This is a genomic window from Salinactinospora qingdaonensis (assembly GCF_039539445.1).
Taxonomy (GTDB): domain Bacteria; phylum Actinomycetota; class Actinomycetes; order Streptosporangiales; family Streptosporangiaceae; genus Salinactinospora; species Salinactinospora qingdaonensis.
Genome location: NZ_BAABDD010000007.1, coordinates 247373 through 273417, shown reverse-complemented (window position 1 = coordinate 273417; position 26045 = coordinate 247373). Strand labels below are relative to the sequence as shown.

The window sequence follows — 26045 nt, the reverse complement described above, 5'->3', positions numbered from 1 at the left end:
CATATCACACTCCTATGAACTGGGTTTTTCACCTTCAACCGAAAACCCACCACGTCTATTTTCAGTAGAAACCAGGCTCTTTATTGTCTTTCCTTGGATGTCGAAGCGGAGTCGAAACCAAAAGAGAAATACAATAATCATGCGCGCGTGGAAGAAGATTGCCGCCGCAGGACTGGCCACGGCCGCCACGACCGCGGGGATGTTGGCCGCTGCTGTTCCCGCCTCCTCCGCCACCTACTCGCTGGCGGAGGTTGCATCGGCTCCGGATGAGTACGGCTGCGGTTGGAACGGCGGCCAGCCGCTACAGAACCGCATTTTCTGGTCGGGGAATCGCGTGAGCAGGGTGGGTGGGGGCCGACCAGCCCCCACCCACCCGATCCAAGCAACGGCCGGCGCTTCCCGCATGCGCTCGTCGCTGTCGGTGCAGCCGGACAGTGCGTCAGGTTCGACGGCCTCATCAAGACCACAACGGTGGCCGCGGCAACGGGGATGCCCGCCATTCCATGACCGCCAGCGGCTAAACGTGAGAAGCGCCGTAGACCGGCAATTACGTCTCGCGTGAACCCAGGTAGAGGGTTGAAGTGACGCGGGCTCTATCGGGAGAATTGTTTGTTTGTCCTATTGTCGCGGTGGCGTCTAAGCTTTTTTGACCACAAACTGCCACCTATGCACTGTAGATTTTATCGAGAAGATAGCGATTTGCCCGTCGGGAAACCCATGGCGGCTCTCGACTTGCAGCCTCAGCACCCCCGCAGCAGGGCTCGGTGGGCGAGTTCGCGGCAGACCACGGCGAAGTCGAGTTCGGCGGCCTCGACCGCCAGCGGCAGGGTCGAGGTCTCGGTCATCCCCGGAGCGACGTTGACCTCCAAGAAGTGCACTCGCCCCCGAGCGTCGACGATGAGATCGGTGCGCGAAAGGTCGCGCAGCCCCAGCGCCCGGTGCGCGGTGATGGCGACCTCGGCCGCGGCCCGGGCCACCTCTCCCTCGAGCCGCGCCGGGCAGAAGAACTCCGTACGGCCCGGCGTGTAGCGCGCGGCGTAGTCGTAAATGCCGCCGTCAGGCACGATCTCCACGGCCGGCAGCGCGAACGGCCCCTCGCCGAGGTCGAGCACGCCCACCGCGATCTCGGTTCCCTCAATGCGTTCCTCGATGACGGCGACGTCACTGTAGGCGAAACAGCTCACCAGCGCGGCTGAGAGCGCTTCGAGGGAATCGGCCGAACTCGCGCCGAAGGCCGAGCCGCCCTGGTCAGGCTTGACGAACAGCGGCACGCCGATCCGGTCGACGATGCGCTGGAGCACCGCGGGAGCCCCCAGGTCGTGGAAGGCCGACTTGGGCAGGGTGACGCCCCGCGGAACCGCTACCCCCTTCTCGGCGACGAGCGCTTTGGCGACGGGCTTGGCGTAGGCCACGCGGCAGGCGTGCGGCGGGGCCCCCACGTAGGGCATCCCCGCCACGTCCAGGACCTCGCGGATGGCGCCGTCCTCGCCGGAGGCGCCGTGCAGCACCGGGAACACCACCTGCGGCGGGTCGGTGGACAGCAGCGGCAGCAGCTCGGCGTCGGCGTCGGCAAGCTGGACTTCGACACCGGTGCGTCGCAACGCCTCGGCCACCCGTCTGCCTGAGCGCACCGACACCTCGTGCTCGGGGGATATACCCCCGGCGAGCACGAGCACCCGTTCGAGATCGGCCACGATTTCGCCTTCCTGTCGTGCCACTTCGCCTGCCCTGCCCGTTGCCGTTGCGGTGTGCTCCTCGGGAGCCGCCCCACCGATCTGTCCTCGCAAGCGCCTGTGCCCCGCCCGGACCGGCCGGGCGGGGCTGCTCTTCCGGCCCGCGGGGTGAAAACGCGGCTAGGGCAGATCGGGTCCTGGCGCATCCCCACCGTCGGAGGGGCGCGCTGAGGCGTTGCCGAAAGTATCACGCACGGCGATCTCGCTTTCGATGACGCTCACGAGGCGCCGCACCCCCTCGCGGATCTGCTCGGGAGTGGGGTAGCAAAACGACAGCCGCATGTGGCGGTGGCCGTCGTCGCCGGCGTAGAAGCCGGTCCCGGGAACGAAGGCGACCCGTTCTTGGACGGCACGCGGCAGCATGGCCTTGGAGTCGAGCCCTTCGGGCAGGGTGACCCAGACGAAGAAGCCGCCCTGGGGCCGGGTCCAGGTGACACCGGGCGGCATGAGCGCATCCAATGCCGACAGCATCGCGTCGCGGCGCTCGCGGTACATCTCGTTGAAGTCTTTGATCTGCTCGCGCCAGGGCTGGTTGGCCAGGTAGCGCCCCACGGCGAGTTGGGTGAAGTTGGAGTGGCTGAGCATGGCCGACTCCGCGGCCAGCACCAGCTTGGCGCGTACCGCCGGCGGGGCCAGCGCGTAGCCGATGCGAAACCCCGGCGACAGGATCTTGGAGAACGAGCCGAGGTAGATGACGTTGTCGGGCGAGTCGGCGCGCAGCGCACGCAGTTGCTCGCCTTCGTAGCGCAGCAGGCCGTAGGGGTTGTCCTCAAGCACCAACAGGTTGAAGCGGCGGCAGATCTCCAGCACGCGGGCCCGGCGCTCGGCGGAGAGGGTGACGCCCGCCGGGTTGTGGAAGTTGGGCACGGTGTAGAAGAACTTGATGGTGCGGCCTTGGGCGCGCAGTTCGGTGACGCGCCGCTCCAGTTCCTCGGGGACGACGCCGTCGTCGTCCATGGCCACGTGCTCGATGTGGGACTGGAAGGCGGCGAAGGTGTTGATGGCGGTGACGTAGGTGGGCGCCTCGCACAGCACCACGTCACCGGGGTCGACGAAGACCCGGGTGATGAGGTCGAGCGCCTGTTGGGAGCCGACGGTGACGATGAGGTCGTCGGGGACGGCGTCGATGCCCTCAAGACCCATCACGTCGCAGATCTGCTCGCGCAGGACGGGGTCGCCTTGGGCGGAGCCGTATTGCAGGGCGGTGGCGCCCTGTTCGGAGACGACTCCGGAGACGAGTTCGCTGAGCTCGTTCAGTGGCAGCGCGCTGACGTTGGGCATGCCGCCGGCCAGTGAGACGACTTCCGGGCGCGACGCCACGGCGAACAGTGCCCGGACCTCCGAGGCCACCATCCCCTGTGCTCTGGCGGCGTAGGCGTCGACGTAGGGGTCAAGACGCGAGCCTTGCGACGCCGGTGGGTTATGGGACTCTCGGGGATCAACGGACACGATCCACCTCCGCGTGTCATGTGGGTGTCGGCCGGTCGCGGCACGGTCGAGGCCCGCACTGGGGCGGGACGGGCGGCTGTGGACACCGACTGGCTGGTTGGCGACGGCTCCACCGGCGGGCCGGGGCGACCGGGACTTTGTGACAGTGTACGCACTGGCTCGCCCGAGCGATCAGGCGAGCGGTTTGAGATCCTCCCTACCCGCTACCAGGCAGTAGGCCAGGAGTTGACGACACTGCCGACCGGCCGCATGTGGCCAGGGCGGCTCCCCCACGCGCAGCGGGGTGCGGCAGGGACAAGGGGCGACGTCGGCGGGATAACGAAGTGGCGACGCGGCGCACGAGCATGAGGGCTGGCGAAGGCGGCCGAGCTCACGTGGGGCCGGATCTGGCGTGCGGCGATGACACCGTGTTTGCCGATGATTCCGGTGGGCTACTGCCTTTGCGGGGGGTGACCAGATCTGACGGCTTCCCCTGGGTGTGGCTGAGTTCTGGCGGCGCGACCTAGAGTCGTCCCATGACTGTCCCCCCTTCTCGCCGCACGCGGGCCAGACGCTGGATTTTGGGTGTGATCGCCGTGGTCACCGTGGTCGTCATGGTGACCACCGGCGCGCTCGTCTGGACTGTGCAACGCTCCTTTCCCGAGTTCGACGGCCAGCTCAACGTGCCCGTACTCGACAGCGACGTAACGGTTTACCGGGATGCTCTCGGCGTTCCCCAGATCTATGCCGAGACGACGCAGGACCTGTTCCGTGCCCAGGGGTATGTCCACGCTCAGGACCGGTTCTGGGAAATGGATTTCCGGCGGCACCTGACGGCGGGCCGGCTCGCCGAACTGTTCGGTCCCGACCAACTGGAAACCGACATCTACCTGCGCACCATGGGGTGGCGGCGCGTGGCCGAGCAGGAGTACGAGCTGCTCGGGGCCGATACCCGCCGCTACCTGGACGCCTACGCCGAAGGGGTTAACGCCTACCTCGCCGAGCACGACGGGGCCGAGGTCAGCCTGGAATATGCGGTTCTCGGGGTGATCGGAGGCGGCGGCGCCATCGAAGAGTGGACCCCGGTCGACAGCCTGGCCTGGCTCAAGGCGATGGCTTGGAACCTGCGCGGCAACATGGTCCAAGAGATCGACCGGGCGACGATGCTGGCCAACGGCCTCACCCGTGCCCAGGTCGAGGAGCTCTACCCGGCCTACCCCCAGCAGCAGCACACGCCGATCGTGACCTCTGGGCGGTTGAACGGTGGAGCGTTCGAGCCCGATGCCGGGCAGCGCTCCGGGAGCGCTGGGCAGCCGCCTCAGGAGGGTGCGGCCGAAGGAGACGGATCTCCCGCCGACGAGTCGCGCCCCCCGCAGTCGGGGGAGATGAGCGCCACGCAGGTGGAGCGCGCCCAAGAGGAGGCGGCGAGCCTGGTGCGGGCCGTGGGAACAGACCTGTCCACCCTTTCGGGGATGGTGGGCCGCGACTCGACCGGGCTGGGCTCGAACTCGTGGGTGGTCTCGGGCGAGCACACCGCCTCCGGAATGCCGCTGCTGGCCAACGATCCGCACTTGGGGGCCTCGATGCCGTCGGTGTGGCACCAGTCGGGGCTGCACTGTGTGGAGGTGGGTCCGGAGTGCCCCTTCGACGTGGTCGGGTTCGGCTTCGCGGGGTTGCCGGGGATCGTCATCGGCCACAATCGGCAGATCGCGTGGGGGCTCACCAACCTGGGCCCCGACGTCACCGACCTGTACCTGGAAAAGATCGAGGGCGACACCTACCTCGTCGACGGTGAGAAGCGGGCGCTGCGCACGCGCACCGAGACCATCACGGTTGCCGGCGCCGACGATGTGGAGATCACGGTGCGCTCGACTGAGCACGGACCGCTGCTGTCCGACGCTGCGGCCGGGGCGAAGCTGCGAGAGATCGGGGCGACGCCGCCGGTGACGGCCGAGGGCGAACCGGCGGAGCAGGCCCAGCCCGGCGGTGACTACGGGGTGGCGCTGCGGTGGACGGCGCTGGAGCCGGGCACGACCGCCGACGCGATCTTCCAGTTGAACCAAGCCGGTGATTTCGCCGAGTTCCGGGAGGCGGCGCGGCTGTTCGAGGTCCCGGCGCAGAACCTGGTCTACGCCGACGTCGAGGGCAACATCGGATATCAGGCGCCGGGCACGATCCCGATACGCGGCCGGGGGCAGGGGCGCTGGCCGGCGCCGGGCTGGAACTCGGCCTACGACTGGACAGGGGTCATCCCTTTCGATCAACTGCCGTGGGCGTTCAACCCCGAGCGGGGCTATATCGTCACCGCCAACCAGGCCGTGATCGACACCGACTACACGAACCTGCTCACCACGGACTGGGCCTACGGCTACCGGTCACAGCGCATCAACACGATGCTGGCCACGGCCACCGACGACGGTGGCGGGCTGACGGTGGCCGACATGTCGCAGATGCAGTACGACAGCTTGAACGCCGGTGCGCGCGCGATCGTGCCGCACCTGTTGCAGGCCCAGGTCGAGGGGGTGGCGGCGCAGGCCCAACGGCTCTTGGGCGAGTGGGATTTCCAGCAGGACGTCGACTCGGCTGCGGCGGCGTTCTACAACGCCACCTGGCGCCACCTGTTGGCGTTGACCTTCGACGAGCTCGACGAGGAGATGGCCATGTCGGGGGGCTCGCGCGGTTTCCTGGTGGTGTCGCGGCTGCTGGACGATCCGGGCTCGCCGTGGTGGGACAGTCCCGGCGGCGGTGCCTCCGGGCGTGACGCGGTGGTGGCCGCGGCGCTGGAGCGGGCCGCGGTGGAGTTGTCGGAACGTTTGGGCGATGACCCGAGTCAGTGGCGCTGGGGGGAGCTGCACATGTTGACGGTGCGCAACGAGTCGTTGGGGACCTCGGGGGTGGCTCCGGTGGAGTGGTTGTTCAATCGGGGGCCGGTCGAGGCCCCGGGCGGCACCAGCATCGTCAACGCCACCGGCTGGGATACTTCCACTCCCGGTTATGAGATCTACCGGGGGCCGTCAATGCGGATGGTGCTGGACTTGTCGGATCTGGACGCCTCGCGGTGGAGCAACCTCACCGGAACCTCGGGGCATGCGTTCCACCCCAACTACGCCGACCAGTTGCCCATGTGGGCCCAAGGAGAGAGCGCGCCGATGCCGTTCACCCGCTCGGCGGTCGAGGAGGCGGCCGAGCACGAACTCGTCTTGGCCCCCTGACGCGCTGAGAGATGGTCGGGCGCCGCAGCTTTCGCCGCTGCGACGCCCGCCGCCGCTAGGCTCCGTTTTTCGAAAAGGGCTGCGAGGGCCAGGTGGGCGCCTCCGCTGTCGCCCCGCCGGCTGCCGAGATCGCGCAGCGATCGAGGCACGAGCGGACGACGAACACCCCCACGCACCCCCACCCCAGCCGTCCGAAAAACAACAACCTAGGAGTCTCCCCGAAGCTGCGCCGTGCCCAGGGACGGTACCGTTTCGGTGCGGACCACTCGAAGCGGCCGTGGCCGATCAGAAACGCTGGGTTCAGAAGAGGTGGGGCGGCTGCCTCGCCCCCCACACTGGTTCCGCCGGCAGGAAAAACATACCTCCCTGCCTTTACGATGTAGATTCTTATATTCTCGGCGGGGTGCTCCCCTTGCCCGCCGTTTCCCCCAGGGCTATCGCCTGAAGGGCTGCTCATCGAGGCCCCTAAGGCGGTGCCGGTGGTGGAGGGAGGTGCCCCGTCGGTGCCCAGACACGCGAACGGGGCTTGGTGCGACCGTGACGGCCGCGCCAAGCCCCGCGGGGGATGCTTCACTCACCGCGGGGTGCCCACCGCGGGCGGGCACCCCGGCTCCCCGCCGTTAGTTGATCGGCGGGTAGGCGTTCGCCAGCAGCTCCTGGAACTGCGCGGAGAACCAGTGGCCAGAGACCGGGGCGTCCGGAAGCGCGCCCGTGTCGCTGTTGCCGTTGCGCACGTTACCCCCGTAGGTGGGGTCGCACATCCGGTCGAAGCCCTTGCCCTCGTCGTTGTCGATCTCCTCGCTGGAGCCGTCCGACTCGCCCGGGGGCTTGACCCAGACGTAGGCGTCGATACCGGCCGCGGGCTCGGCGGTGGGACGCTCGCCCATACCGGCGCCGGACTGGTTGCACCAGTTACCGGTGTGGATACGGCGGTCGATGCGGCTCTCGTCGACGAAGGTGTTCAGGTCGGTCGAGGAGCTGGGGCCCTCGGGACGCTCCGGGCCGCCCCAACCGTTGCGGGAGGTGTCGATCAGCATGCCGATGTCGGAGTTGAAGCCGACCGACACGGCCTCGTCGCGCAGGGCCTGCGCGAAGGGCTGCTCACCAACGAACTGGTTCCAGTCGACCCAGTTGGACTGACGCACCTGCTGGCCGTTGACCGTGTCGTTGACGTCGAAGTGGGGCTCGACCGTGGCGGAGTAGTTGGCGGTGTTGACGATGAAGCCGTGGACGTCGTCCGGCGTGGCGCCGGCGGCGTTGGCGGCCTCGTAGAACATCTCGACCGAGGGGCCAAGGTTGTTGTCCCAGCCGAGCCAGCCGTGGTGACCGGCGTCGACGTAGTTGTAGACGTTGGGGATCTCGCCCAGCTCGCTGAGCGCGTAGCCCACGCCCTCGACGTAGTTGCCGTTCTCCAGCATGATGTCACAGTTCTCGGTGGCCGTCTCGCGACTGCCGACGTTGGTGACCAGGTTGGGCAGCGAGTCGGGCTCGATGATCGTGGCGATACGCAGATCGGAGTACTCGGGATCGTCCATGATGTCGGCGATCACGTCGATGTAGTCCGTCTTGTACTTGCCGATCTCCTCCTGGCCCAGCGTGCCGTGGGAGGCCAGGGCGGAGCAGTCACGGCCGGGCAGGTTGTAGATGACGACCTGGATCGTCATCGGATCGCCGTCGGACTGGGCGACCGCCTCGTCGAGGTGGTCCCGCAGGCCCATGCTGCCGGTGGTGGGGCTGTCGTTGCCCTCGATGGCGCTGATGCGGTCCAGCCACACGGCGGTGGACACGTCGGCGACGGCGTCACCGCCGGGCTCGGCGGCGGCGTTGTCCGACCAGACCGGGTTCACGTAGAGGTCGGTCCCCACGAAGGGGTTGTCGACCCGCTCACCCGGGTCCGTGGTCGGGTCGTCGGTGGGCTCGTCGGTGGGCTCGTCCGTCGGGTCATCCGTCGGCTCGTCCGTCGGGTCATCCGTCGGCTCGTCCGTCGGGTCATCCGTCGGGTCATCCGTCGGCTCGTCCGTCGGGTCATCCGTCGGGTCATCCGTGGGCTCGCCGGTGCACTCCACGCCGTTGAGCGTGAAGGTCGACGGAGCGTCGTTGGTGCCCGAGTGGGAGCCGTTGAAGCCGAACGAGACCGAGGAGCCGGCAGCGATCTGGCCGTTGTAGCCGGCGTTGTCGACCGTGACGCTCGAGCCCGACTGCGAGAACGAGCCGCTCCAGCCGTTGGTGATCTGCTGACCGTTGGCGTAGTCCCACTCCAGCGTCCAGCCGTCGATCGGGTCACCCAGGTTGGTGATCGTCACGTTGGCGGTGAAGCCGGAGGGCCACTGGTTGGCGACGTTGTAGTCCACCTCACAGCCGGCGGCTGCGCTGGCGGGGTTGGCCGCGATGAGAAGTCCGGAGCCCAGCGCGAGCGTGGCACCCGCGGCTATGCCGCGAGCAGTCCACGAGCGCATGGCACCGTTCCAGCGGACCGGTTTCATGGCGTCTCCTCATGACGTCATCCATCGGGACGCGTGTCGTGTCCCCATGGCTTAAAAAATCAGGAATCTCAGGAGCCGGGCTCCGACCGTGGGGCCGGGCCGGCTGCGGTGGCCGGGGCACCCGTCACCGTGGCGAGCGAGCGCCCCGGCCGGCTGTTCCTCAGGCCGTCATCGAGCCAAAGGCGACCTCCTTACCGGCGGCGACAGCGCGTCTGGGGGATGTCCACGCGCTGGCGTGCCGAGCACGGCTAGCTCCGATGCGGTTGCTCGGGGGGCGACCGCGCAGGGGGCCGCTCCCCCGGTCGTACTCCGGCGGTGGGGATTCACGCCGGAGCACGACGTCTTACGGGCCGGATCGGGGTGCGCTGCATGGCTGGGCGCACCGATCCGGAAGTCGGTGGGTGCGGTGCCGGCGGGGTGTCGCGCGTGGTCGCTGCGGCCCGTGGCACGGCGCTGCACGGAGGGGGCTGCGGCGAACCCGGTGGGAAGCGCTGCCCATGGGTGGGGGTTTCGCATCGGTGGCCTCCTCCTGTGGTGCGGCGGGACGAAAGGTAAGGGGGCGGGGTGGGGGTCCGTGGCGGCGCTGCGCCGCCACGGACCCGTCGCTTCAGTTAGCCGAACAGTTCGTCGTGCACGGCGAAGGCCGTGGCGACGTCGGTTTGGGCCCAGAAGCGGTGGTAGGTGAACGTCGGTTCGTCACCACCGTTGAGGTAGTCCTGAACCTTCGACCACTGCGGGTCGTCCTCGTAGAACGACCGGATGGAGGTGAAGGTGGAACCGGGCTCGATCGGGTCACCGTTGGGCATGGTGCCGGAGAAGCCCTCGGGGATGTAGACCTCGTCGTCGAAGCGGTCGTAGTCCCCACGGGTCTCCTCGACGGCGACACCGAGGCTGTCCTTGTTGGCCAGCAGAGCGTCCAGCAGCTCCTCACCCATGGTGCGGGCGTCGCTGTCGCCGGAGGCGGCGGCGTAGTAGAGCAGCGTCTTGGCCAGGCCGGCGGTCACACCGACGTCTTGGCCGTGGCTCACGACCTCGACGTGCAGGTCGGGGTTGCCGGTGTAGGTGCCGTCCCAGTTGTCGGGCTGGCCGCTCCACTCCAGGTCGGACGGGACCTGGAAGTCGCCGTCGGTGCCGACCGTGGTGTTGTCCATAGCCCAGGGCACCCAGTTGTCCAGGATCTGCTGGGCGCGGCTGTCCCCGGTCTCGTAGTAGAGCTGGGCGACACGCTCGATGTCCCAGATCTGGAAGCCAAACCAGTTGTTGGACGGCGGGTCGTGCCAGACGGGCTGCCAGTCGTAGTACATGCCGTAGAACTGCGATGCCTCGACGTCGGCCGGCGGGTCGGCGTAGCTGCCTTCCCAACTGTTGGTGGCGCCACCGGCGATACCGCCCTCGGAGGACTGCAACCACTGGAGGAACTCCAACTGGCGGTCCATGCTGGTGGACCAGTCGTCGACGGCGGTGGGCGACTGCGGCTGTAGGGCGTCGACCTCGGACAGCGCGTAGGCCGCCATCGGGTTCTGGTAGCCCTGGTGGGCCGAGCTGCCGCCGATGCGCCAGGCCCAGGGGTACTCGGCGCTTTCGAGCGCGCCGCCCCAGGCGTAGTACCACGACATCAGGTAGTGGGAGCTGTTCTTGCCGCTACCGGCCGGGCAGGAGGACGCACTGGTGCAGTCGCCGGTGATCTCCTTGAAGTACTTGTCGTACATCGCGTAGCGGAGGTAGTCACCCATCTTGGCCGCGTTGGCGATGGCGTCGGAGATCGCGGCGGAGTTGCCCTGCTCCGAGGCCCACTGCTGGGCCATGTAGGCCACCTGCACCGCACGCGCGTCGGCGTCGGGAGCGTTGGTGTAGCGCCACTGTTCGGAGTAGGAGTCGTCGTCGGTGAACAGGTCGAGGTAGCCGTTCTCACCGCCGTGGTCGAACGTGTCGCACGAGGGGTGCGGCACGGTCTCCCAGACCGACTCCTGCGAGCCGCGTTGGAAGGTGTTGATGTAGGCGGGGGCGTCGTCGGTGCCGTCACCGCAGAAGCCGTAGCCGTAGATGTTGTCCACGTCAAGCAGCCAGTGCATGCCGTAGACCTCGTCGGTGCCGTAGGTGCTGCTCAGCTCGTCGGCCAGCGGGTCCTCACCCACCTCGACGCTGTCGTCGAGGGCGGAGGGGTAACCGTCCACCGTGGTGTGCTCGGGGATGTAGGTCGCCGGCGACGAGGGGTCGTAGGAGGAGTTGGTGGGCTGGTCAGCGCTGCCCGGGATGATGAACTCCTCCATCGAGGCCCAGGCGTCGTTGAAGGGCTGCCAGTCACCGGTCACGCGGCCGTAGGTGGCCTCCAGCCACAGGTAGTAGCTGTAGGCCTCCGAGGTGGTGGAGTGGCCGTAGTCGGGAGCCTCGACGATCAGGGTCTCGACCGAGTGGTAGGGCACGAGCAGGTCGCCGAACTCGCGGAAGTAGCCGCTGGCCGGATCCTTGATCTTCTCGTACTGCTCCAGGAAGGCGGCCTCGTAGTCGGAGGTGGAGGCGTCGATCTCGCTGACGTCCACCGTGGCCGACTCGTAGCCGTCCGCGGAGATGGTGAAGGTCGCCGAGGCCAGGTCGCCGCCGTTGTCGGCGGAGGCCACGGTGACCTCCTGGGCGGTGTCCCAGTTGCTGCTGGTGAAGGTCAGGCTGGAGCCGCCGGAGACGGTCAGGTCCGAGCTGCCGCCGCTGCGCGCCACCGTGGCGGTGACGTCGGAGGAGGGCTGGCTGGAGAGGCTGACGTCGAAGGTGGCGGATTCACCCTGGCGCACGCTCAGCGAGGAGGGCAGTGCCTCGACGGTGGGCTCGGAGAGCACCTCGACCGCGACCGGGCTGGACTCGGTGGTGGCACCGGCGTCGTCGGTGGCGGTGGCGGTCAGCGAGTAGGAGCCGACCTCGGCGCCGTCCCAGGTGAAGCTGTAGGGGGCGGTGTCGTCACTGCCCAGCACCGTGCCGTCGGCGGAGAACTCCACCGAGGAGATGCTGCCGTCGGCGTCGCTGGCGTCGGCGGTGAGCTCGATGCTCTCGCCGGTCAGGAACGAGGAGCCGTCCGCGGGGGCGGTCAGCGACACCTCGGGCGCCTGGTTCTCGGGATCGGAGCCTCCGCAGGGCTCACCGTTGACGGTGAAGGAGGTGGGCACGGTGTTGGTGCCCGAGTGCGAGGCGTTGAAGCCGAACGAGACCGAAGAGCCCGCGGGCACGTCGGAAGCCCACGAGGGGGCGGCGGCGGTGACGTCGGCACCGCTTTGGGTGATGTCGGCACTCCAGCCGTTGGTGATCTGCTGGCCGTCGGCGAAGGTCCAGCCCACGGTCCAGTCGGTGATCGGCGCGGAGCCCTCGTTGGTGAGGGTGACGTTGCCGGTGAAACCACTGTTCCACTGGTTGGCGATCTGGTAATCCACCGAGCAGGTTTCGGCCGCTGCGGCCTGGCCCGGCGAAAGCACCGCAGCGGCCATCGCCGCCGCCAGTGCCCCCGGTATCAGCTTTCGCCGATATCGGGAGGGGGACAGTCGGGAACTCATGTTCGGGACAACCTCCAGTTTTCCCCGGTCCCCGCGGGGGAGCCGCCATAAGACCGTGCTCACGACCGCCCGGAAATGGGGTCACCGGGCATAGCAAGCAACGGCGCGGCGGGGGTGGGGACCGCGTCGTCGAAAATCAGGCGGGTTACATGGACGGCGGAGACTCGCCGGGCCGCGCCCGCAAGCCGCCGCCAAAAGAGGGCTATGGCCCTCTCCGCGTCACCGTGGGTGGTGACGAGGTCTGTACGGCTGCGCGACTTCGGGCGAGGGGCGACACGACGATGGCGGTCCCGTGGCGGGAGCGGGAGCAAGCCGAAACACGGCCACCTCCTCTGGGGGATAGGCGTGGCTGGAGCCACTGTGGGGGATATTAAGGGTGTTGCTGTTCGGTTGTGTGGGAGCGCTCCCAAAATAGAGGGAGAGGCCGACGAGATCCTTCCTTTGCCATCCCGGGGTGCTGAGGGGCACCACCCCGAAAAGCGCCGGATGTGATCTCCATCACGGGAGCGCTCCCACACAAGGAGCGTAATGGGCGCCAGACGGCCTGTAAACCGCCTGTAAATCGGAATTTTGGATCAACGTCCCCACAACACCTGGGGCTTCACTGTGCTTCACCTCACTGACCTGGTTTTTTATTAATTTCGACTGGAACGTCCTGATTTGAGACGAGTCAGCTCGCGCTGAATCGCAGCCCCCACAGCGCGATCCACCTGCGGCTCGACCAGGCCGGAAAGGAGCGCGATCACGGCGGGAGCCAGGTCACGAATTTTGACGTTGGTGGCCTGGGAGACGCGGGCAAGCGCCTGCCAGGCCATGGCGGCCTCGCAGCCACAGCTCAACATGATCATGCCTTTGGCCTGCTCAATGAGTGCTTGGGCGGCAAAGCCCTCACGCATGGCGGCGAGCTGACGCCGCAACCGAACGTTGTCCTCCGCGGCGTTGCCGTCGCAGGAGCCGGTGACGTCGGTGATACATCCCGTCACGGTGTTGTCATCGGCGCAAGCACTCACCCCGGCCGCGCCCACCATGACCACGACGCGCTCGGCGCCCCCCGAGCAGACGACGCGATGCCAGCAACTGAAAGGGCGGCCGGTACGCCTCACCCGCTCCATGGCCGCGGCCACGCGCTCGCGGTCGTCGTCGTGCTTGTGAGCCAAGAACAGTTCGGTGGTGGGCGTGACGCTGTCGGGGGGATAGCCGTGGATCAGGTACAGCTCAGGCGACCACCACCACACGTCGGTCGCGAGGTCCCAGGTGTAACTGCCGGTGGCACCGGCCCCAAGCTCGGTCTCGCGCGCCATCGCCTCCCCCTCCCGGCTCGCGCGCTCGCCTAACGGCGGCCGTCTCGACTCCGGCACGAGAACCCGGCGCGGGCTCGCCCGCACCCCGGACGGTGGACGGTTTCCGGTTCCGTCGGCACTCGTGGGAGAGGCTAGCTGACCCCTATCTGAGCAGCGAGGACCGCAACGGCCACGCCGTGTCCGGTATAAGCGCGTTGGCGCGACACCCAGCCAGAAACACCGGAAAACACGAGCATAAGCTCGTCTTTTAGCTGGCGTCCCGGCACTTTCCATCCCCTCCGAAGGTCACCCCATCGCGACCGCCCAGTCTTGGGGTGTCACCTCGAAGCTGCCGAGATCGCGAAGCGATCGAGGCACGAGCGAACGGAGACCCCTCACACCCGCCCCGCTCTAGGTTCTGTTTTTCGAATTTGAAAAGGACGGCGAGAGCGGGCGGTGGACGCACGCGGGTGAGCACCCTCGCAGGCTGGCGAGATCGCGAAGCGATCGAGGCACGAGCGAACGGAGAACGCTCCCCACCGGCCCCCAATCCCAGCCGTTCAAAAAACAACAACCTAAGCGGCATGGCGCCCGCCGCGTCATGACCTCCGGTCGTCGGCGACCGCGCCGTAGCCCACGACCGGCCCCAGATAGCCCAGCAGCGCCCCCTTGACCTCGGCGAGCAATTGGGCACGGCGGTACTCGTCAGCGGCCATCGCCAGCGGAAAAACCCCACGCACGATGGCGATGGACACGGTCGCCAGCAGCTCTAGGCGCTCGTCGGGGAGTTGAGGCTCGCGGATGGCGAAGACGTCGCGCACCCGTGCCGCGATACCGGCGCGTACCTCCTCGGCGACCTCGGTCAGCCGCGGCGAGGCGGGTGAGCCGTGGAACAGGACCCAAAACGCCGGGCGCTGCACCTTGAACGCGGCCATGGCTTCAACGACGCGATCGAGCAGCTCGGCCAGCGGCAACCGCGCCACCTCCGCGTTGAGTCGGCTGTTCCAGAAATCGCGGGAGCTCTCGGTGTAGCGCGGTAGCAGACCGTCGAGGATCTGCTCTTTGTTGGCGAAGAACTGATACAGCGAGCCCGGCGAGACCCCGGCTCGCGCCGCGATCGCGTTGGTGGTGGCCTCCTCGAAGCCCACCTCGGCGATGACCTCTTCGGCGGCGTCGAGGATCTCGGCTATGCGTCGGCGCCCGCGCTCCTGGCGGCGTATCGGCGCCGATCGCTGTTGCTGAGACCGGCCGGGTGCCATAGCTCGCCCCTTTGATGAAAACGAGTAAATGCTCGTATTTTTTGGCGCATCAAAACGCGAGCATTTTATCGCTTTTTGGTGGGGTTCCACCGCAGCCACATCCCCCGGAGGCGGGGTCCGGCGGTGGGCGCGCCGAACCCCGCCCGCCGTGGCGGCGCCGGCCCCACGCCGGTTCGGCGCCGGGAGTGGCCTCGGCGCCGAACCGTGGTTTCCCGCAGCCCCTAGCCGGCGTCGGCGGTGCAGGCGGTCTCGGGAACAGTAGGCGAGCCCGAGGCGGTGAAGCCGAACGTCGCCGATGCGTCGGGGGCGAGTTGGCCGTTCCAGGAGACGTTGCTGACCGTGATCGCCGAACCGTTCTGGCTCAACTCACCGTTCCAGAGGCTGTCGATCGACAGGTCACCGGGCGCGGTCCAGCTCACCTGCCAGTTCGCGGTGGAGGAGCCGCTGGTGTTGGTCACGGTCACCTCGCCCTGGAACCCGCCGGGCCACTCGTTGACGACCTGGTAGTCGGCCACGCAGCGACTCGCCGGGTCGCCAGGGTCATCGGTCTCGGTGGGCTCAGGCGTCTCGGTGGGCTCAGGCGTCTCGGTGGGATCGCCCGGATCACCGGGGTCGCACGAGGAGTTGGTCTGGGTGAGCAGACCCAGCCGCCAGGGCAGTTGGGAGTAGTCGCCGCTGGCCGAGGGGTCCATGCCCTGGTAGAGGTAGCGCATCTCGCAGGGGTCGATCTGCATGGTCTGGTCGACGCCCGAACGCAGCATCTCACCGTGGCTGATGTCCTCGGTCCAGGCTCCGGAGGGGAAGGTGACGTTGGCGGCCCCGGCGAAGGGGGCACCCTCGCTGGCCGCGAGAGGCGTCCACGACCCGTTGATGGCCTCAGAGGTCCAGGAGCGGAAGTAGCGCCTGCCGTCGCCGCCGATCGCCTCCACGATCAGCAGGTAGGTGTCGCTGCCCTCCACCTTGTAGACGTTGCTGGCCTCGAAGAGATCGTTCCTGTCGTCCTCCAGCGCGATCTGGGTGTTGCCGAAGCCGTTGGGGAACTGCCCGACCGTGGTCTCGGCGCGGTAGAGGTGACCGTTGTCGTCGGAGGAGAACAGGTAGCACATGGTGTCGTCACAGGTGACCCAGAAGTCCACCCAGTATCCGTCGCCGATGTTGTCGGAGATGATGGCCGGCATCCCGTCTTGGAAGTTCTGGGGGGCCGACCAACTGCTCGGGTCGCTGATGTCGGTGGTGGTGGAATACGACGGCACACCGGTCTGGTAGACGAGGTACCACCTGCCCTCTGGAGCGAAGTAGAACACCTGCGGTGCCGCGCGGTAGCCCTCACCGATCGCGGTGGTGTCGAGGTGGTACTGCTGAGCGCTGCCGGCCTGGTCCCAGTCGGCGAAGCTCAGGTAGCTCAGGCTCCACTCGCCGTCGGTGTTGGGGGTGGTGACGAACACGTGCCACTCGCCGTCATGGCGCACGACCGTGGGGTCCTTGACCGCCACGATGTCGTGGGTGGCGTCGGATTGCGGGCTGATCAGCACGTCGCTGGAGGACCATTGGAAGCTGGAGGGCAGGGACGCCGCCTGCGCGGACGTCGTGACCGTGAAACACAGGCTCAGCAGGAGAGCCGACGCCAGGAAGGCGAAAATCCTCGATCGTAGGGCAGTCATGATCTTCCTTGCAGATTGGGGGATGTGCGTCGGCCACCGGTGCCGGTAGTCGACGTGACGGGTAGCCGCCGATCACGCGGCGGCATCCGCGATCTCGCGTAGTTGGAAACGGGGGGCGGCGTGCCACATGCGATCCCGGCGGTCGGACGGCACCAGGATGCGAGCGACCTCGGGACGCGACGCCGCACCGACGAGCACGGCGACAGCCAACGCCCATGAAACGAATCAGGGAACACAGAAACGTTTTACAAAGGGGTGACTAAGACTATTCACCTGCACGCCAGCATGATTATGTTATCGCTAACACCCCCAAAGAGACAAAGAAAAGGGACAGCAACACATATCCCAGTGAAACACCACATCGGCGGACCGTCAATAAAACTCGAAAAAATCAAGAGGGTTTCGTATCGCATGTGACGTGGAATTGCGACTGACCTGCTGGAACTTATATCCACCGTCGCCCGCGATCACGTGCGACCGCCCCCGACCGCCGCCGACACCGACATCCCTCCCCCACCAGATACTTTCGGTGTTTTCCCTGCTCTTCTTGTTCGTGGCGTCGCTGCCTTCACCCAGACGGAGCGCATCGAACGCGCCGCAGCACCGGTATCCGCCGGAACCGCCGGGACGACGTCAAAGGAACCTCGGGACTCGAAGATCTGCTTCCGGAGCCCGTTCGCAACGATTCCCGAATAGCGGTCGTCGTGTCCCACGGGAAAGCTCCACCCTCGTGGAACGGAGGCCGCCACCCCTCCTCAGAAGAGGAAACGCTGCGGGTACGGCGGCCGTAGCCGGCATCCCGAGAAAGGCGAGAAAAAGAAGGTGGAAGGCGAAAGCGCCCATCCTGGCGTCGCCGGATGAAGGCCATGACCAAGGCCGGAAACCGAACCGTATTCTCCCGCGCCACCGGCGGTTCAGCACCTACGGATTCGCTGTTGAACGGCGTTCACCCCACGTCGGTTATCGCTCGATAACGTCCCGTGCGGTCCGGTTCTCCCTGACGCCTAGGAGATGTCCGAATGTCGGCCTCCCCGCATACCTCCCGACTGCTCCCCCGCCGCGCGCTGGCCGTGCTCGGCGGCCTCACCCTTGCCTTGGCCCCAGCCGTGACCGCCACTCCCGCGGCCACAGCCGCCGCCGCACCCGAGCGTCTTGCCCTCTCCCCCACCGCCGATCCCAGCGATTCCCAGACCGTGACCTGGCGCACCTCCGGTGAGGCCGAGGCCGTCCTGGAGATCGCCCCGGCCGCCACCCCCGACCAGGTGCAGGTGGTCCAGGGCGAGCGCACCGGCAGTATCAATGGCGGCGTCTACCACCGCGCCACGGTGAGTGGCCTGACCCCCGACACCACCTACCGCTACCGCGTCGGCGACGGCGCCGATGCGGTGAGCGAGTGGCAGACCTTCACCACCGCCGCCGAGACCGCCCAACCCTTCGACTTCCTCTACTTCGGTGACGTGCAAAACGACATCACCGAAGGCGCCGCGCCGGTCATCGAGGCGGCGCTGGCCGACGCCTCCGAGGCCGAGCTGGCCGTCCACCCCGGCGATTTGATCAACACCGCCGAAAGCGACTCCGAGTGGGCCGAGTGGTACGACGCCTTCGGCACCGAGGCCACGGCGGGCATGAACCACGTGACCACCCCGGGCAACCACGAGTACAAGGTCTGGAGCGTCAGCGACTACTGGCCGCTACAGTTCCCCGGCGCCGGCAACGGCCCCGATGACGACGACCTGGAGAACACGGTCTACTACACCGACTACCAGGGCGTGCGCTTCATCTCGCTCAACGCCAACTACGTCAACGCCCCCTGGCTCGACATCGTCGACTGGCTGGAGGACCAGGAGTACTGGCTGCGCACCGTCTTGGAGAACAACCCCAACGACTGGACCGTGGTCACCTTCCACCAGCCGATGTTCTCCAACGAGCCCGACCGCAGCAACGGCCCGCTGCGCTGGATGTGGCTCGACGTGTTGGAGGAGTACAACGTCGACCTAGTGTTGCAGGGCCACGACCACAGCTACGGCCGCGGCAACCTGACCGCCAACCGCACCGACGACCCGGCCGTACAGACCGGACCGGTCTATGTGGTCGCGGTGACCGGCCCCAAGATGTACGACGTCGACGACTCCAACTGGGTCAACAACGGCGCCGAGGCCCGCGTGCAACTGGCCGACACCCAGACTTACCAGGTCGTCTCGGTGGACGGTAACCAGATGGACTACGTCGCCAAGACCATCGACGGCTCCATCGTCGACAGCTTCACCATCACCAAGGACGCCGAGAGCAAGCGCGTCACCGACACCAACGTGGGCTAGCACTCCCAACGAGGGGCCGCCCACCCACCACGGCCTCTCCCCCGGGGGCCGCGGCGCCGTTCCTTGCTCCGGCCCGCCGCAGGCCCCACGACCGCCCCGGCGCGACCGCGCCGGGGCGGTTTCACATGCCTGACCCTGCCGCAAGCGATCCTACGGGGGCGCGCACGCTCACCCGAGCACGGATGAGACCCAGGGCTCGACGGAAACCTCCTCCTCGCCGTTCCACAGGATCGGCTCGCAGCGCAGCTCGTCACGGGCCTCAAAACCGGGTTCGATCTCGACGAGGTCGTCCTCCTCTGCGACACGGAAGAACTGGGCTTCGTAGAAGCCGTGCGGGCAGCGGCCTTCGGCGAGCCGTTCCAGCGCCCAGCCGCGCAGCTCCCGGCTCCGGGCCACAAGCTCGGACTGGTCCACCTCAAAAAGCGTGTGGGCCATCTGCCGGTAGGTCCCGAAGAAGCCCGGCTTCGGAGCCAGCAGCGAAAGCTCGCAGCCGACCATGATGCGTGCGGACATGGACATCACATCCTCACAACGTAGGTGCTGAGCCCGTCACCCAGCGTGGTTGACTGGGTCTATAATGATGCACCAGAAAGTCATAATGCAACGCTGAGGCATTTTGATTATTCGGACATAAAGCATCAAAGTTCGTTGGGTAATAAGGATGTCTCCCCTTGGCTAGTGGCAGAGGAGCGGGGTATGCGCGGTAGCAGCGATCCGATTCGGCAGCGACATCTAGTCAACCAGCTCAAACGGCTGCGCACAGAGGCGGACATGTCGCAGGAGGCCGTCGCCGAGGAGATGGGCTGGGACCGCTCCAAGATCGTGCGCATCGAGAGTGGGAAAGTACTGACGGTCAAAGCCAGCGACGTCCGAGCACTGGGCGACCTCTACGGTCTTGGACCAGAGCGCAAGGCCGCTCTGGTGGAGCTAGCCAAACGCGCCCGAACGCCCGGCTGGTGGCACAGATACGAGGACGTGCTTCCCGACGCCTATGTGGCATTGGAGGAAGACGCCTCCTACATCTCAAACTATGAGCCGCTCTGTGTCCCCGGACTACTGCAAACCGAGGAATACACCGCCGCACTGACGTGGGCCGCAGGCGAGACCGAGGAGACGACGGTGCAACGCCGAGCAGAAGCCCGAGCCAACCGCCGCCAGACGCTGTTGAACCAAAATAAGCCGCCCAAACTCTGGCTTGTCATTGACGAGGCTGTCCTCTTACGGGAGGTGGGAGGGCGGGAGACTATGCGTGGGCAGCTACAGCGGATTCTCGAACTTGGCGGCTTGCCCAACATCAACGTGCAGGTCCTGCCCCTCGCCCGGGGAGCGCACGCGGCGATGGGTGGCCCGTTTGTCCTGCTGGAATTCCCCGCATCGTCGCCGATCGTGTATCTGGAGAATGACATTAGCGGTCTTTACATGGAAACCGAAGTAGAGATCACCCGATACCGACTCGTTTTCGACTTGATCCAGGACAAGGCGCTGTCAACCGATGACTCCGTCTCATACCTGGAGAAACACCTGTCCCGCCTATCCGATTGAGGTTACGCTTTCCATGGACCTATACGGTGCCCTGTGGTACAAGTCCAGCTACAGCAACGGCACCAGCAGCAACTGCGTCGAGGTGGGCCACTTGCCGGGGGCCTACGGGATGCGCGACTCCAAGCACCCCGATGACTGTGCGCTGGTCTTCTCGCCCGGCGAGTGGGCGGCGTTCCTCGGGCAGGTGCGGGGGAGCTAGCGCGCGAGCACGCCTGCGACCCTCCCGAGTCCTCGCCACCACTCCCCCGTCGCGCGCCCTGTGCCCGCTCCCCGCCCCTGTGCCGGGCTCACGTGGCCAGGATGGCGAAGGACTCGGCGGGCAGCACGACGTCAGTGGCGTCGTCGACCTCCACGCCTGAGGAGGCCAGCAGCACGCGCCGTACCGGCCGGTCCAGGATCTCGCCGGCCGGTTCCGCGCGCAGGTTGCAGACCACGCGCAGCTCGCCGCGGTAGAGCGTGAGCACCCGGCCGTCGGCGCCGGCGTCGACGGTGAAACGGGCCAGCCGCGGATCGGCCAGTTCGGGGTAGGCCCGGCGCAGCGCGATCAGTGCCCGGTAGGTCTCCAGCATCCTCCGGTGGGGCTCGTGGTCGGGCTCGGACCAGTCCAGGACCGACGCCTCACGGGTGCGCGGGTCCAGTGGGTCGGGGAGATCGATCTCGCCCCAGCCGTGCGAGGCGAACTCGCGGCGTCGCCCCGCCCGCACGCTCTCGGCCAGCTCAGGGTCGGAGAAGGAGGCGAAGAATCGCCACGGGGTGGTCGCGGCCCACTCCTCGCCCATAAACAGCATCGGGGTGAACGGCGAGCACAGCACGATCGCCGCGCCGCAGGCCAGCAGGCCCGGCGTGGTCGACTGCGAGATGCGGTCGCCGCGCGCCCGGTTGCCGATCTGGTCGTGGGTTTGCAGGTAGGCGAGGAAGCGGCTGCCGGGCAGTCGGTGGGTGTCGACGGGCGCGCCGTGGGTGCGCCCGCGGTGCGAGGACCAGGTGCCGTCGTGGAAGAACACTCGGCGCAGTGTGCGGGCCAGCGCCTCGGGGACGGCGAAGTCGGCGTAGTAGCCCTGCTTTTCGTGGGTCAGTGCGGTGTGCAGCGCATGGTGCAGGTCGTCGCTCCACTGGGCGGTCATGCCGTTGCCGCCGGCCTCGCGCGCGGTGACGGTGGTCGGGTCGTTGCGGTCGGACTCGGCGATGAGGCTCAGTGGGCGGCCCAGGCCGGTGGCCAGCGCGTCGACCTCGGCGGAAAGTTCGGTGAGGATGTGGGTGGCGCGGCGGTCGGTCAGGGCGTGGACGGCGTCGAGGCGCAGCCCGTCGAGGTGGTAGTCGCGCAGCCAGCCCAACGCGTTGTCGATGATGAGGCGGCGGACCTCGTCGGAGCCGGGGCCGTCGAGGTTGAGGGCGGGTCCCCATGCGCTTTCGCCACGGAAGTAGGGGCCAAAGCGCGGCAGGTAGGCGCCGGAGGGGCCGAGGTGGTTGTAGACCACGTCGAGCACTACCCCCAGGCCGTGGGCGTGGCAGGCGTCGACGAAGCGTTTGAAGCCGTCGGGGCCGCCGTAGGGTTCGTGGACCGCGCCCCAGAGCACCCCGTCGTAGCCCCACCCGTGGTGGCCGTCGAAGGCGTTGACGGGCATGACCTCGACGAGGTCGACACCGAGGCCGACGAGGTGGTCGAGGTGGTCGATGGCGGCGTCGAAGGTGCCCTCGCGGGTGAAGGTGCCGATGTGGAGTTCGTAGAGGATGCTGCCGGGCAGGGGTTTGCCGGTCCAGTGGTCATCGGTCCAGTCGAAGCGGGTGTGGTCGTAGCGGCGCGAGGGGCCGTGGACGCCGTGGGGCTGGCGCAGCGAGCGCGGATCGGGCAGCGGGGCGGGGTCGTCGTCGAGCAGGAAAGCATAGTCGGCCTCGGGGGCGACGTCGGCCACCTCGGCGTGCCACCAGTCGTGCCTGTCCAGCGCCATAGCGTGCTCGCGCGCGCCCTCGCCGTTGTCTAACCACAGCCGCACCCGCGCGCATTCGGGGGCCCACACCGCGAACCGTTGCACCGCACTCCCATTCACGCACTTATGTCTACCCAGGTCACGCGCGTGTAATACGGGTGGTTGAGCGCGTTTGGGTGGGCGTGGGGGGCTCCGAGGTGGTGGGCGGGGCCGCGCTCACCACCACCGTTTGGGTGCGTGTGGGGCTCGCTGTGTTTTTGTCCGGCTGTGGGGAGAGGTGGTGTCGTTCGCTCGTGCTTCGATCGCTGCGCGATCTCGGCAGCCGGGGGTGGGCTGTGCTCGGGGCGGGTGCATGACAACTCCCCAACCAACCACAACACAACCCCAAATTCCGTGAACTGCACTCAGGGACGGATGCCTGACCCTGCCACCATGCCCAAAAGACCACCGCCCGTTGCCATCCCCCCAGCTATAGCCTCCCGAGCCACAACGACACTGCCTCACCCACCAGCCGACTACCTCCCCAGCCCACCCACCCCACGCCTTAGCACTGCTTAAGGAAACCTCAGCTCCCGCACCCCCGCATCACTTCGCGAAACCTCACCCCACGCACCCCCTCAGGCTGCCGAGATCGCGCAGCGATCGAAGCACGAGCGAACGACGCCCACCCTCCCACCAACCACAACCCGACACCCACGCAGAGCACACACCCGAGCGGCAACCGAACAACCCATCCGGCATCGGCACCTCCCCGCACACACGGAGCGCACCTCGTTGACCTGCGGCGCTAGCAGCACAAAGCAGAACGCAACCAATTGACCACTGATAGTGATTAAATGGAGATTGAAAGCGACGCAGAGTCGTGAAGCCGTGAGGGGTCGTGGTTGCGGGATTCGATCGCCCCACGCCGAAGAGCGCCAAACACGTGGCCAGGTAGGCGCCGCCCTGAGCTGCATGACCATCCCCCATGGCCGGGCGGTCGTCGGGCAGTCATGGCCAGGGGTGACCCGCGCTGGACAGATGGCAGCGCTCCTTGGCCCCGCCGTCGCCTGCCGGCCACGCGCCGATGCGCCCTCGACTCTCGACATCGTCAACCGCACCAGCGAAGGAGAAGCTCATGAGCAAACTCGTCACCGCCGTGACCACCACGGCCGCCGCGACCGGACTCGCGCTGTCGATGGCGGCCCCGGCCTGGGCCGTCCACGGGCCCGAGGGCAGCCACGATCCCCTCGTCGACGAGATCAGCGTCCCGTTGGACCTTGAACTCGACAACACGGACTCCCCCGTAGAGGTCCTCTAGCGACTTCTAACGGCGCACCAGCAGGGCGACCGGGTAGCGGTCCAACACCTCCCCCAGGAATGCGAGCGTTGGCTCGTATTCCTGGGTGGGGGCGAGGGCGCGCCCGGTGAGCAGGTCACTCCAGCCTCCCGACCCGGCGGGCAGCGGCACGGCGGTGTCGCGCCAGCCGCCGGAGGCGGCCAGCCCGAGGGGCAGCCGGGTGGCGATGGTGACCACCTCCCAACGCTCGCCGCGGGCGAAGGCCAGCGCGTGTTCGGCGGCCGGCCCCACGGGGGTGAGCGGGCGGTAGCCGGTCAACGGGCGGCTGGCGCGCAGGTGCAGCGCCTGGCGTATCACGTGCAGTTTGGCCGCGCCGCTGACGTCGACGTCAGGACGCCAGCCGTGCTCCAGCCGCTCCAACAGCGCCTCGCGCACCGTGAAGTCGACCGGACGGCGGTTGTCGGGGTCGACTAAGGACAGTTCCCACAGCTCGCTGCCCTGGTAGACGTCGGGAATCCCCGGCTCGGTGAGCTGGACGAGCTTCTGGCCCAAGGCGTTGGACCAGCCGGCGTCGCGGATGCGGGCGACGAAGGCGGCCACGTCGGCGGAGAGGTCGGCATCGTCGAGGACCCGCTCGGGCCAGGATCGCACGTGCTCCTCGAACCGGGGGTCGGGGTCGGTCCAGGAGGTGCGCAGCCCGGACTCCTTAGCGGCCTTCTCCAGGTAGCCACGCAGCCGCGGCTCGCTGATGGGCCACACCCCCACTAAAGTCTGCCAGGCCAGCAGGTTCAGCGCGGGCTCCTCGATGCCGCAGCGGCCCGTCCAGCGGCGCACGGCGGCACCGAAGTCCTCGGGGATCTCGCTGAGCACCGCCAGCCGCGCCCGCACGTCCTCGGAGCGTTTGGTGTCGTGGGTGGACAGCGTCGTCATCGAGTGCGGCCAGGCGGCCTCGCGCAGCGCGGCGCGCTCGTGGAAGCCGGCCACGTCAAGACCGAAGCGCTCGGGTGCGCCGCCGACCTCGTTGAGCGCGATGAAGCGGGTGTGGCGGTAGAAAGCGGTATCCTCGGTGCCTTTGGCGACGACCATACCGCTGGTCTGCTGGATGCGTCGCGCCAGGTCACCGGCGGGCTCGGCGTGGACCCGGTGGTCGATCGCGGCGAGCACGTCGACGTAGTCGGGAGCGCGCCGCGACGCCTCGCACACCGCCTGCTGCCACCAGGACATGCCCTCGGGCAGGTAGGAGCGGTAGACGGGGAAGACAGCCAGCAGCGCGGCCACGGCCGGTCGAGCCCGCTCGGCGGGGATGTCGGGCAGCAGCGCGGCGATCCGGCGCACCTCGGCGACCAGCGTGGTTTCGGCGACCTCGGCGCGGCTGTCGGCCTCGACGCGCTCGAAGTCGGGGTCGGTGCCCATCGCGGCGGCCAACCGGGTCAGCGGCTGTTCGCCGGCGGGGTCGATGAACACGCCGCAGACCTCGCGGAGCGCGTCATAGCCGGTGGTGCCGTCCACCGGCCACGAGGCGGGCAGCGCCTCCTCGGCGCCCAGGATCTTCTCGACCACGATCCAGCCGTCGAAAGCGGCGCGCAGCCGGCGCACGTAGCCGCCGGGGTCGGTCAGACCATCGGGGTGATCCACGCGCAGCCCCGTCAGCTCTCCCGCGTCGGCCCAGCGCAGAATCTCGGCGTGGGTGGCGGCGAACACCTCGGGGTCCTCCACGCGCACCGCCGCCAGATCGCTGATGTCGAAGAAACGCCGGTAATTCAGTTCGGCGGTACCGCGCCGCCACGATACCAGCCGGTAGTGCTGCCGCTGGTGGACCGCATCGGCGTCGTCGCCGCTGTGGCGGGTGCCGGGGGCCAGTGGGAAACGGTGCTCGTGGTAGGCCAACTGCTCCCCGTCCAACGACAGTTCGGCCAGCGCGGCGGCACCGCCGTCGCCGTCGTCGGCCAGGACGGGCACCAGCAGGGGTCCCGCCTCGAAGTCGATGTCGAAGAACCGGGCGTAGGGCGACTGCGGGCCGTGGCGCAACACGTCCCACCACCAGGGGTTGGCTGCGGGGACGGCCACCGACATGTGGTTGGGCACGATGTCGACGACCAGGCCCATGCCGTGCCCGCTCAAGGTGGCCGCCAGCTCCCGGCGGGCCGGCTCGCCGCCCAGCGGCGGCGACACCTCGGTGGGGTCGACGACGTCGTAGCCGTGCGTGGAACCGGGGGCGGCGGTGAGGATCGGTGAGAGGTAGGCGGCCCCTACTCCGAGCCGGTGCAGGTAGTCGACGGTGGCGGCTGCGTCGGTGAGCGTGAAGCCGGGCCCCACCTGAAGCCGGTAGACCGACGTGGGCGTGTGAGATGCCATGTGCGACTCCTCTCCCCGCGACGCGGCCGGC

General features: G+C 67.9%; 16 protein-coding genes and 1 pseudogene. 5 read left to right on the top strand and 12 right to left on the bottom strand.

Going from position 1 to position 26045, the window contains the following annotated elements; all coding sequences use genetic code 11:
* Window positions 1–12: 12 nt before the first annotated feature.
* From ABD848_RS10325 to ABD848_RS10315, 3 genes are all read right to left on the bottom strand, one after another.
* Window positions 13–234: a hypothetical protein gene (locus tag ABD848_RS10325; protein WP_344970232.1), complete on the bottom strand. Its 222-nt coding sequence runs from the start codon at window positions 232–234 to the stop codon at window positions 13–15.
* Window positions 235–740: 506 nt separating this feature from the next.
* The gene (locus tag ABD848_RS10320) at window positions 741–1694 is read right to left on the bottom strand and encodes a D-alanine--D-alanine ligase family protein (RefSeq protein WP_344970230.1); all 954 of its coding nucleotides are present in this window, start codon (window positions 1692–1694) and stop codon (window positions 741–743) included.
* A gap of 159 nt (window positions 1695–1853) precedes the next feature.
* A complete protein-coding gene (locus ABD848_RS10315; RefSeq protein WP_425567489.1) occupies window positions 1854–3182 on the bottom strand; it encodes an aminotransferase-like domain-containing protein in 1329 nt (442 codons plus the stop codon).
* A 515-nt stretch (window positions 3183–3697) separates the two neighbouring features.
* On the opposite strand from ABD848_RS10315, the gene ABD848_RS10310 reads away from it, so the two are divergent.
* Complete coding sequence (locus ABD848_RS10310) at window positions 3698–6373, top strand: penicillin acylase family protein (protein ID WP_344970229.1); 2676 nt, start codon at window positions 3698–3700, stop codon at window positions 6371–6373.
* 620 nt (window positions 6374–6993) lie between these two features.
* Here the strand turns inward: ABD848_RS10310 and ABD848_RS10305 are convergent.
* The 6 genes from ABD848_RS10305 to ABD848_RS10280 all read right to left on the bottom strand — a co-directional run bounded on the left by ABD848_RS10305 (window position 6994) and on the right by ABD848_RS10280 (window position 16802).
* Window positions 6994–8856: a glycoside hydrolase family 6 protein gene (locus ABD848_RS10305; protein WP_344970228.1), complete on the bottom strand. Its 1863-nt coding sequence runs from the start codon at window positions 8854–8856 to the stop codon at window positions 6994–6996.
* A 611-nt stretch (window positions 8857–9467) separates the two neighbouring features.
* Window positions 9468–12392, bottom strand: coding sequence for a glycoside hydrolase family 48 protein (locus ABD848_RS10300; RefSeq protein WP_344970227.1), 2925 nt, complete (start codon window positions 12390–12392; stop codon window positions 9468–9470).
* Between the two features lie 635 nt (window positions 12393–13027).
* Complete coding sequence (locus tag ABD848_RS10295) at window positions 13028–13693, bottom strand: PAS and ANTAR domain-containing protein (protein WP_344970225.1); 666 nt, start codon at window positions 13691–13693, stop codon at window positions 13028–13030.
* A gap of 578 nt (window positions 13694–14271) precedes the next feature.
* Window positions 14272–14931: a TetR/AcrR family transcriptional regulator gene (locus ABD848_RS10290; protein ID WP_344970222.1), complete on the bottom strand. Its 660-nt coding sequence runs from the start codon at window positions 14929–14931 to the stop codon at window positions 14272–14274.
* A 221-nt stretch (window positions 14932–15152) separates the two neighbouring features.
* Entirely contained in the window at window positions 15153–16592 is a 1440-nt protein-coding gene (locus ABD848_RS10285; RefSeq protein WP_344970220.1) for a non-reducing end alpha-L-arabinofuranosidase family hydrolase, read from the bottom strand.
* 72 nt (window positions 16593–16664) lie between these two features.
* Complete coding sequence (locus ABD848_RS10280) at window positions 16665–16802, bottom strand: hypothetical protein (RefSeq protein WP_344970217.1); 138 nt, start codon at window positions 16800–16802, stop codon at window positions 16665–16667.
* Window positions 16803–17611: 809 nt separating this feature from the next.
* Here ABD848_RS10280 and ABD848_RS10275 point away from each other — a divergent pair.
* A complete protein-coding gene (locus ABD848_RS10275; RefSeq protein ID WP_344970215.1) occupies window positions 17612–18910 on the top strand; it encodes a purple acid phosphatase family protein in 1299 nt (432 codons plus the stop codon).
* A gap of 168 nt (window positions 18911–19078) precedes the next feature.
* On the opposite strand, the gene ABD848_RS10270 is transcribed toward ABD848_RS10275, so the two are convergent.
* Window positions 19079–19423, bottom strand: coding sequence for a hypothetical protein (locus tag ABD848_RS10270; protein ID WP_344970212.1), 345 nt, complete (start codon window positions 19421–19423; stop codon window positions 19079–19081).
* Window positions 19424–19606: 183 nt separating this feature from the next.
* Here ABD848_RS10270 and ABD848_RS10265 point away from each other — a divergent pair, with 183 nt between their 5' ends.
* Entirely contained in the window at window positions 19607–20452 is an 846-nt protein-coding gene (locus ABD848_RS10265) for a helix-turn-helix domain-containing protein (protein ID WP_344970209.1), read from the top strand.
* Between the two features lie 13 nt (window positions 20453–20465).
* Window positions 20466–20651 (top strand): DUF397 domain-containing protein, encoded by a 186-nt coding sequence (locus ABD848_RS10260; protein WP_344970207.1) that lies wholly within the window; start codon window positions 20466–20468, stop codon window positions 20649–20651.
* A gap of 88 nt (window positions 20652–20739) precedes the next feature.
* On the opposite strand, the pseudogene treZ reads toward ABD848_RS10260, so the two are convergent.
* A pseudogene (gene treZ / locus ABD848_RS10255) lies at window positions 20740–22587 on the bottom strand (malto-oligosyltrehalose trehalohydrolase); the annotation flags it as partial.
* 910 nt (window positions 22588–23497) lie between these two features.
* Between treZ and ABD848_RS10250 the strand changes: the two are divergent.
* Window positions 23498–23680, top strand: a complete 183-nt coding sequence (locus tag ABD848_RS10250; protein WP_344970204.1) for a hypothetical protein — start codon at window positions 23498–23500, stop codon at window positions 23678–23680.
* Window positions 23681–23686: 6 nt separating this feature from the next.
* On the opposite strand, the gene treY is transcribed toward ABD848_RS10250, so the two are convergent.
* On the bottom strand, window positions 23687–26014 hold the full coding sequence (treY, locus tag ABD848_RS10245; RefSeq protein ID WP_344970202.1) for a malto-oligosyltrehalose synthase: 2328 nt from the start codon (window positions 26012–26014) through the stop codon (window positions 23687–23689).
* Window positions 26015–26045: the final 31 nt, after the last annotated feature.

What these genes read in the sequence shown, in the direction of transcription:
- ABD848_RS10265 (WP_344970209.1), top strand. Translation starts at nt 19,607, where the DNA reads ATGCGCGGTAGCAGCGATCCGATTCGGCAGCGACATCTAGTCAACCAG.
- ABD848_RS10305 (WP_344970228.1), bottom strand. Translation starts at nt 8,856, where the DNA reads ATGAAACCGGTCCGCTGGAACGGTGCCATGCGCTCGTGGACTGCTCGC.
- ABD848_RS10285 (WP_344970220.1), bottom strand. Translation starts at nt 16,592, where the DNA reads ATGACTGCCCTACGATCGAGGATTTTCGCCTTCCTGGCGTCGGCTCTC.
- ABD848_RS10310 (WP_344970229.1), top strand. Translation starts at nt 3,698, where the DNA reads ATGACTGTCCCCCCTTCTCGCCGCACGCGGGCCAGACGCTGGATTTTG.
- ABD848_RS10250 (WP_344970204.1), top strand. Translation starts at nt 23,498, where the DNA reads ATGAGCAAACTCGTCACCGCCGTGACCACCACGGCCGCCGCGACCGGA.
- ABD848_RS10260 (WP_344970207.1), top strand. Translation starts at nt 20,466, where the DNA reads ATGGACCTATACGGTGCCCTGTGGTACAAGTCCAGCTACAGCAACGGC.
- ABD848_RS10290 (WP_344970222.1), bottom strand. Translation starts at nt 14,931, where the DNA reads ATGGCACCCGGCCGGTCTCAGCAACAGCGATCGGCGCCGATACGCCGC.
- ABD848_RS10270 (WP_344970212.1), bottom strand. Translation starts at nt 19,423, where the DNA reads ATGTCCGCACGCATCATGGTCGGCTGCGAGCTTTCGCTGCTGGCTCCG.
- ABD848_RS10275 (WP_344970215.1), top strand. Translation starts at nt 17,612, where the DNA reads ATGTCGGCCTCCCCGCATACCTCCCGACTGCTCCCCCGCCGCGCGCTG.
- treY (WP_344970202.1), bottom strand. Translation starts at nt 26,014, where the DNA reads ATGGCATCTCACACGCCCACGTCGGTCTACCGGCTTCAGGTGGGGCCC.
- ABD848_RS10295 (WP_344970225.1), bottom strand. Translation starts at nt 13,693, where the DNA reads ATGGCGCGCGAGACCGAGCTTGGGGCCGGTGCCACCGGCAGTTACACC.
- ABD848_RS10300 (WP_344970227.1), bottom strand. Translation starts at nt 12,392, where the DNA reads ATGAGTTCCCGACTGTCCCCCTCCCGATATCGGCGAAAGCTGATACCG.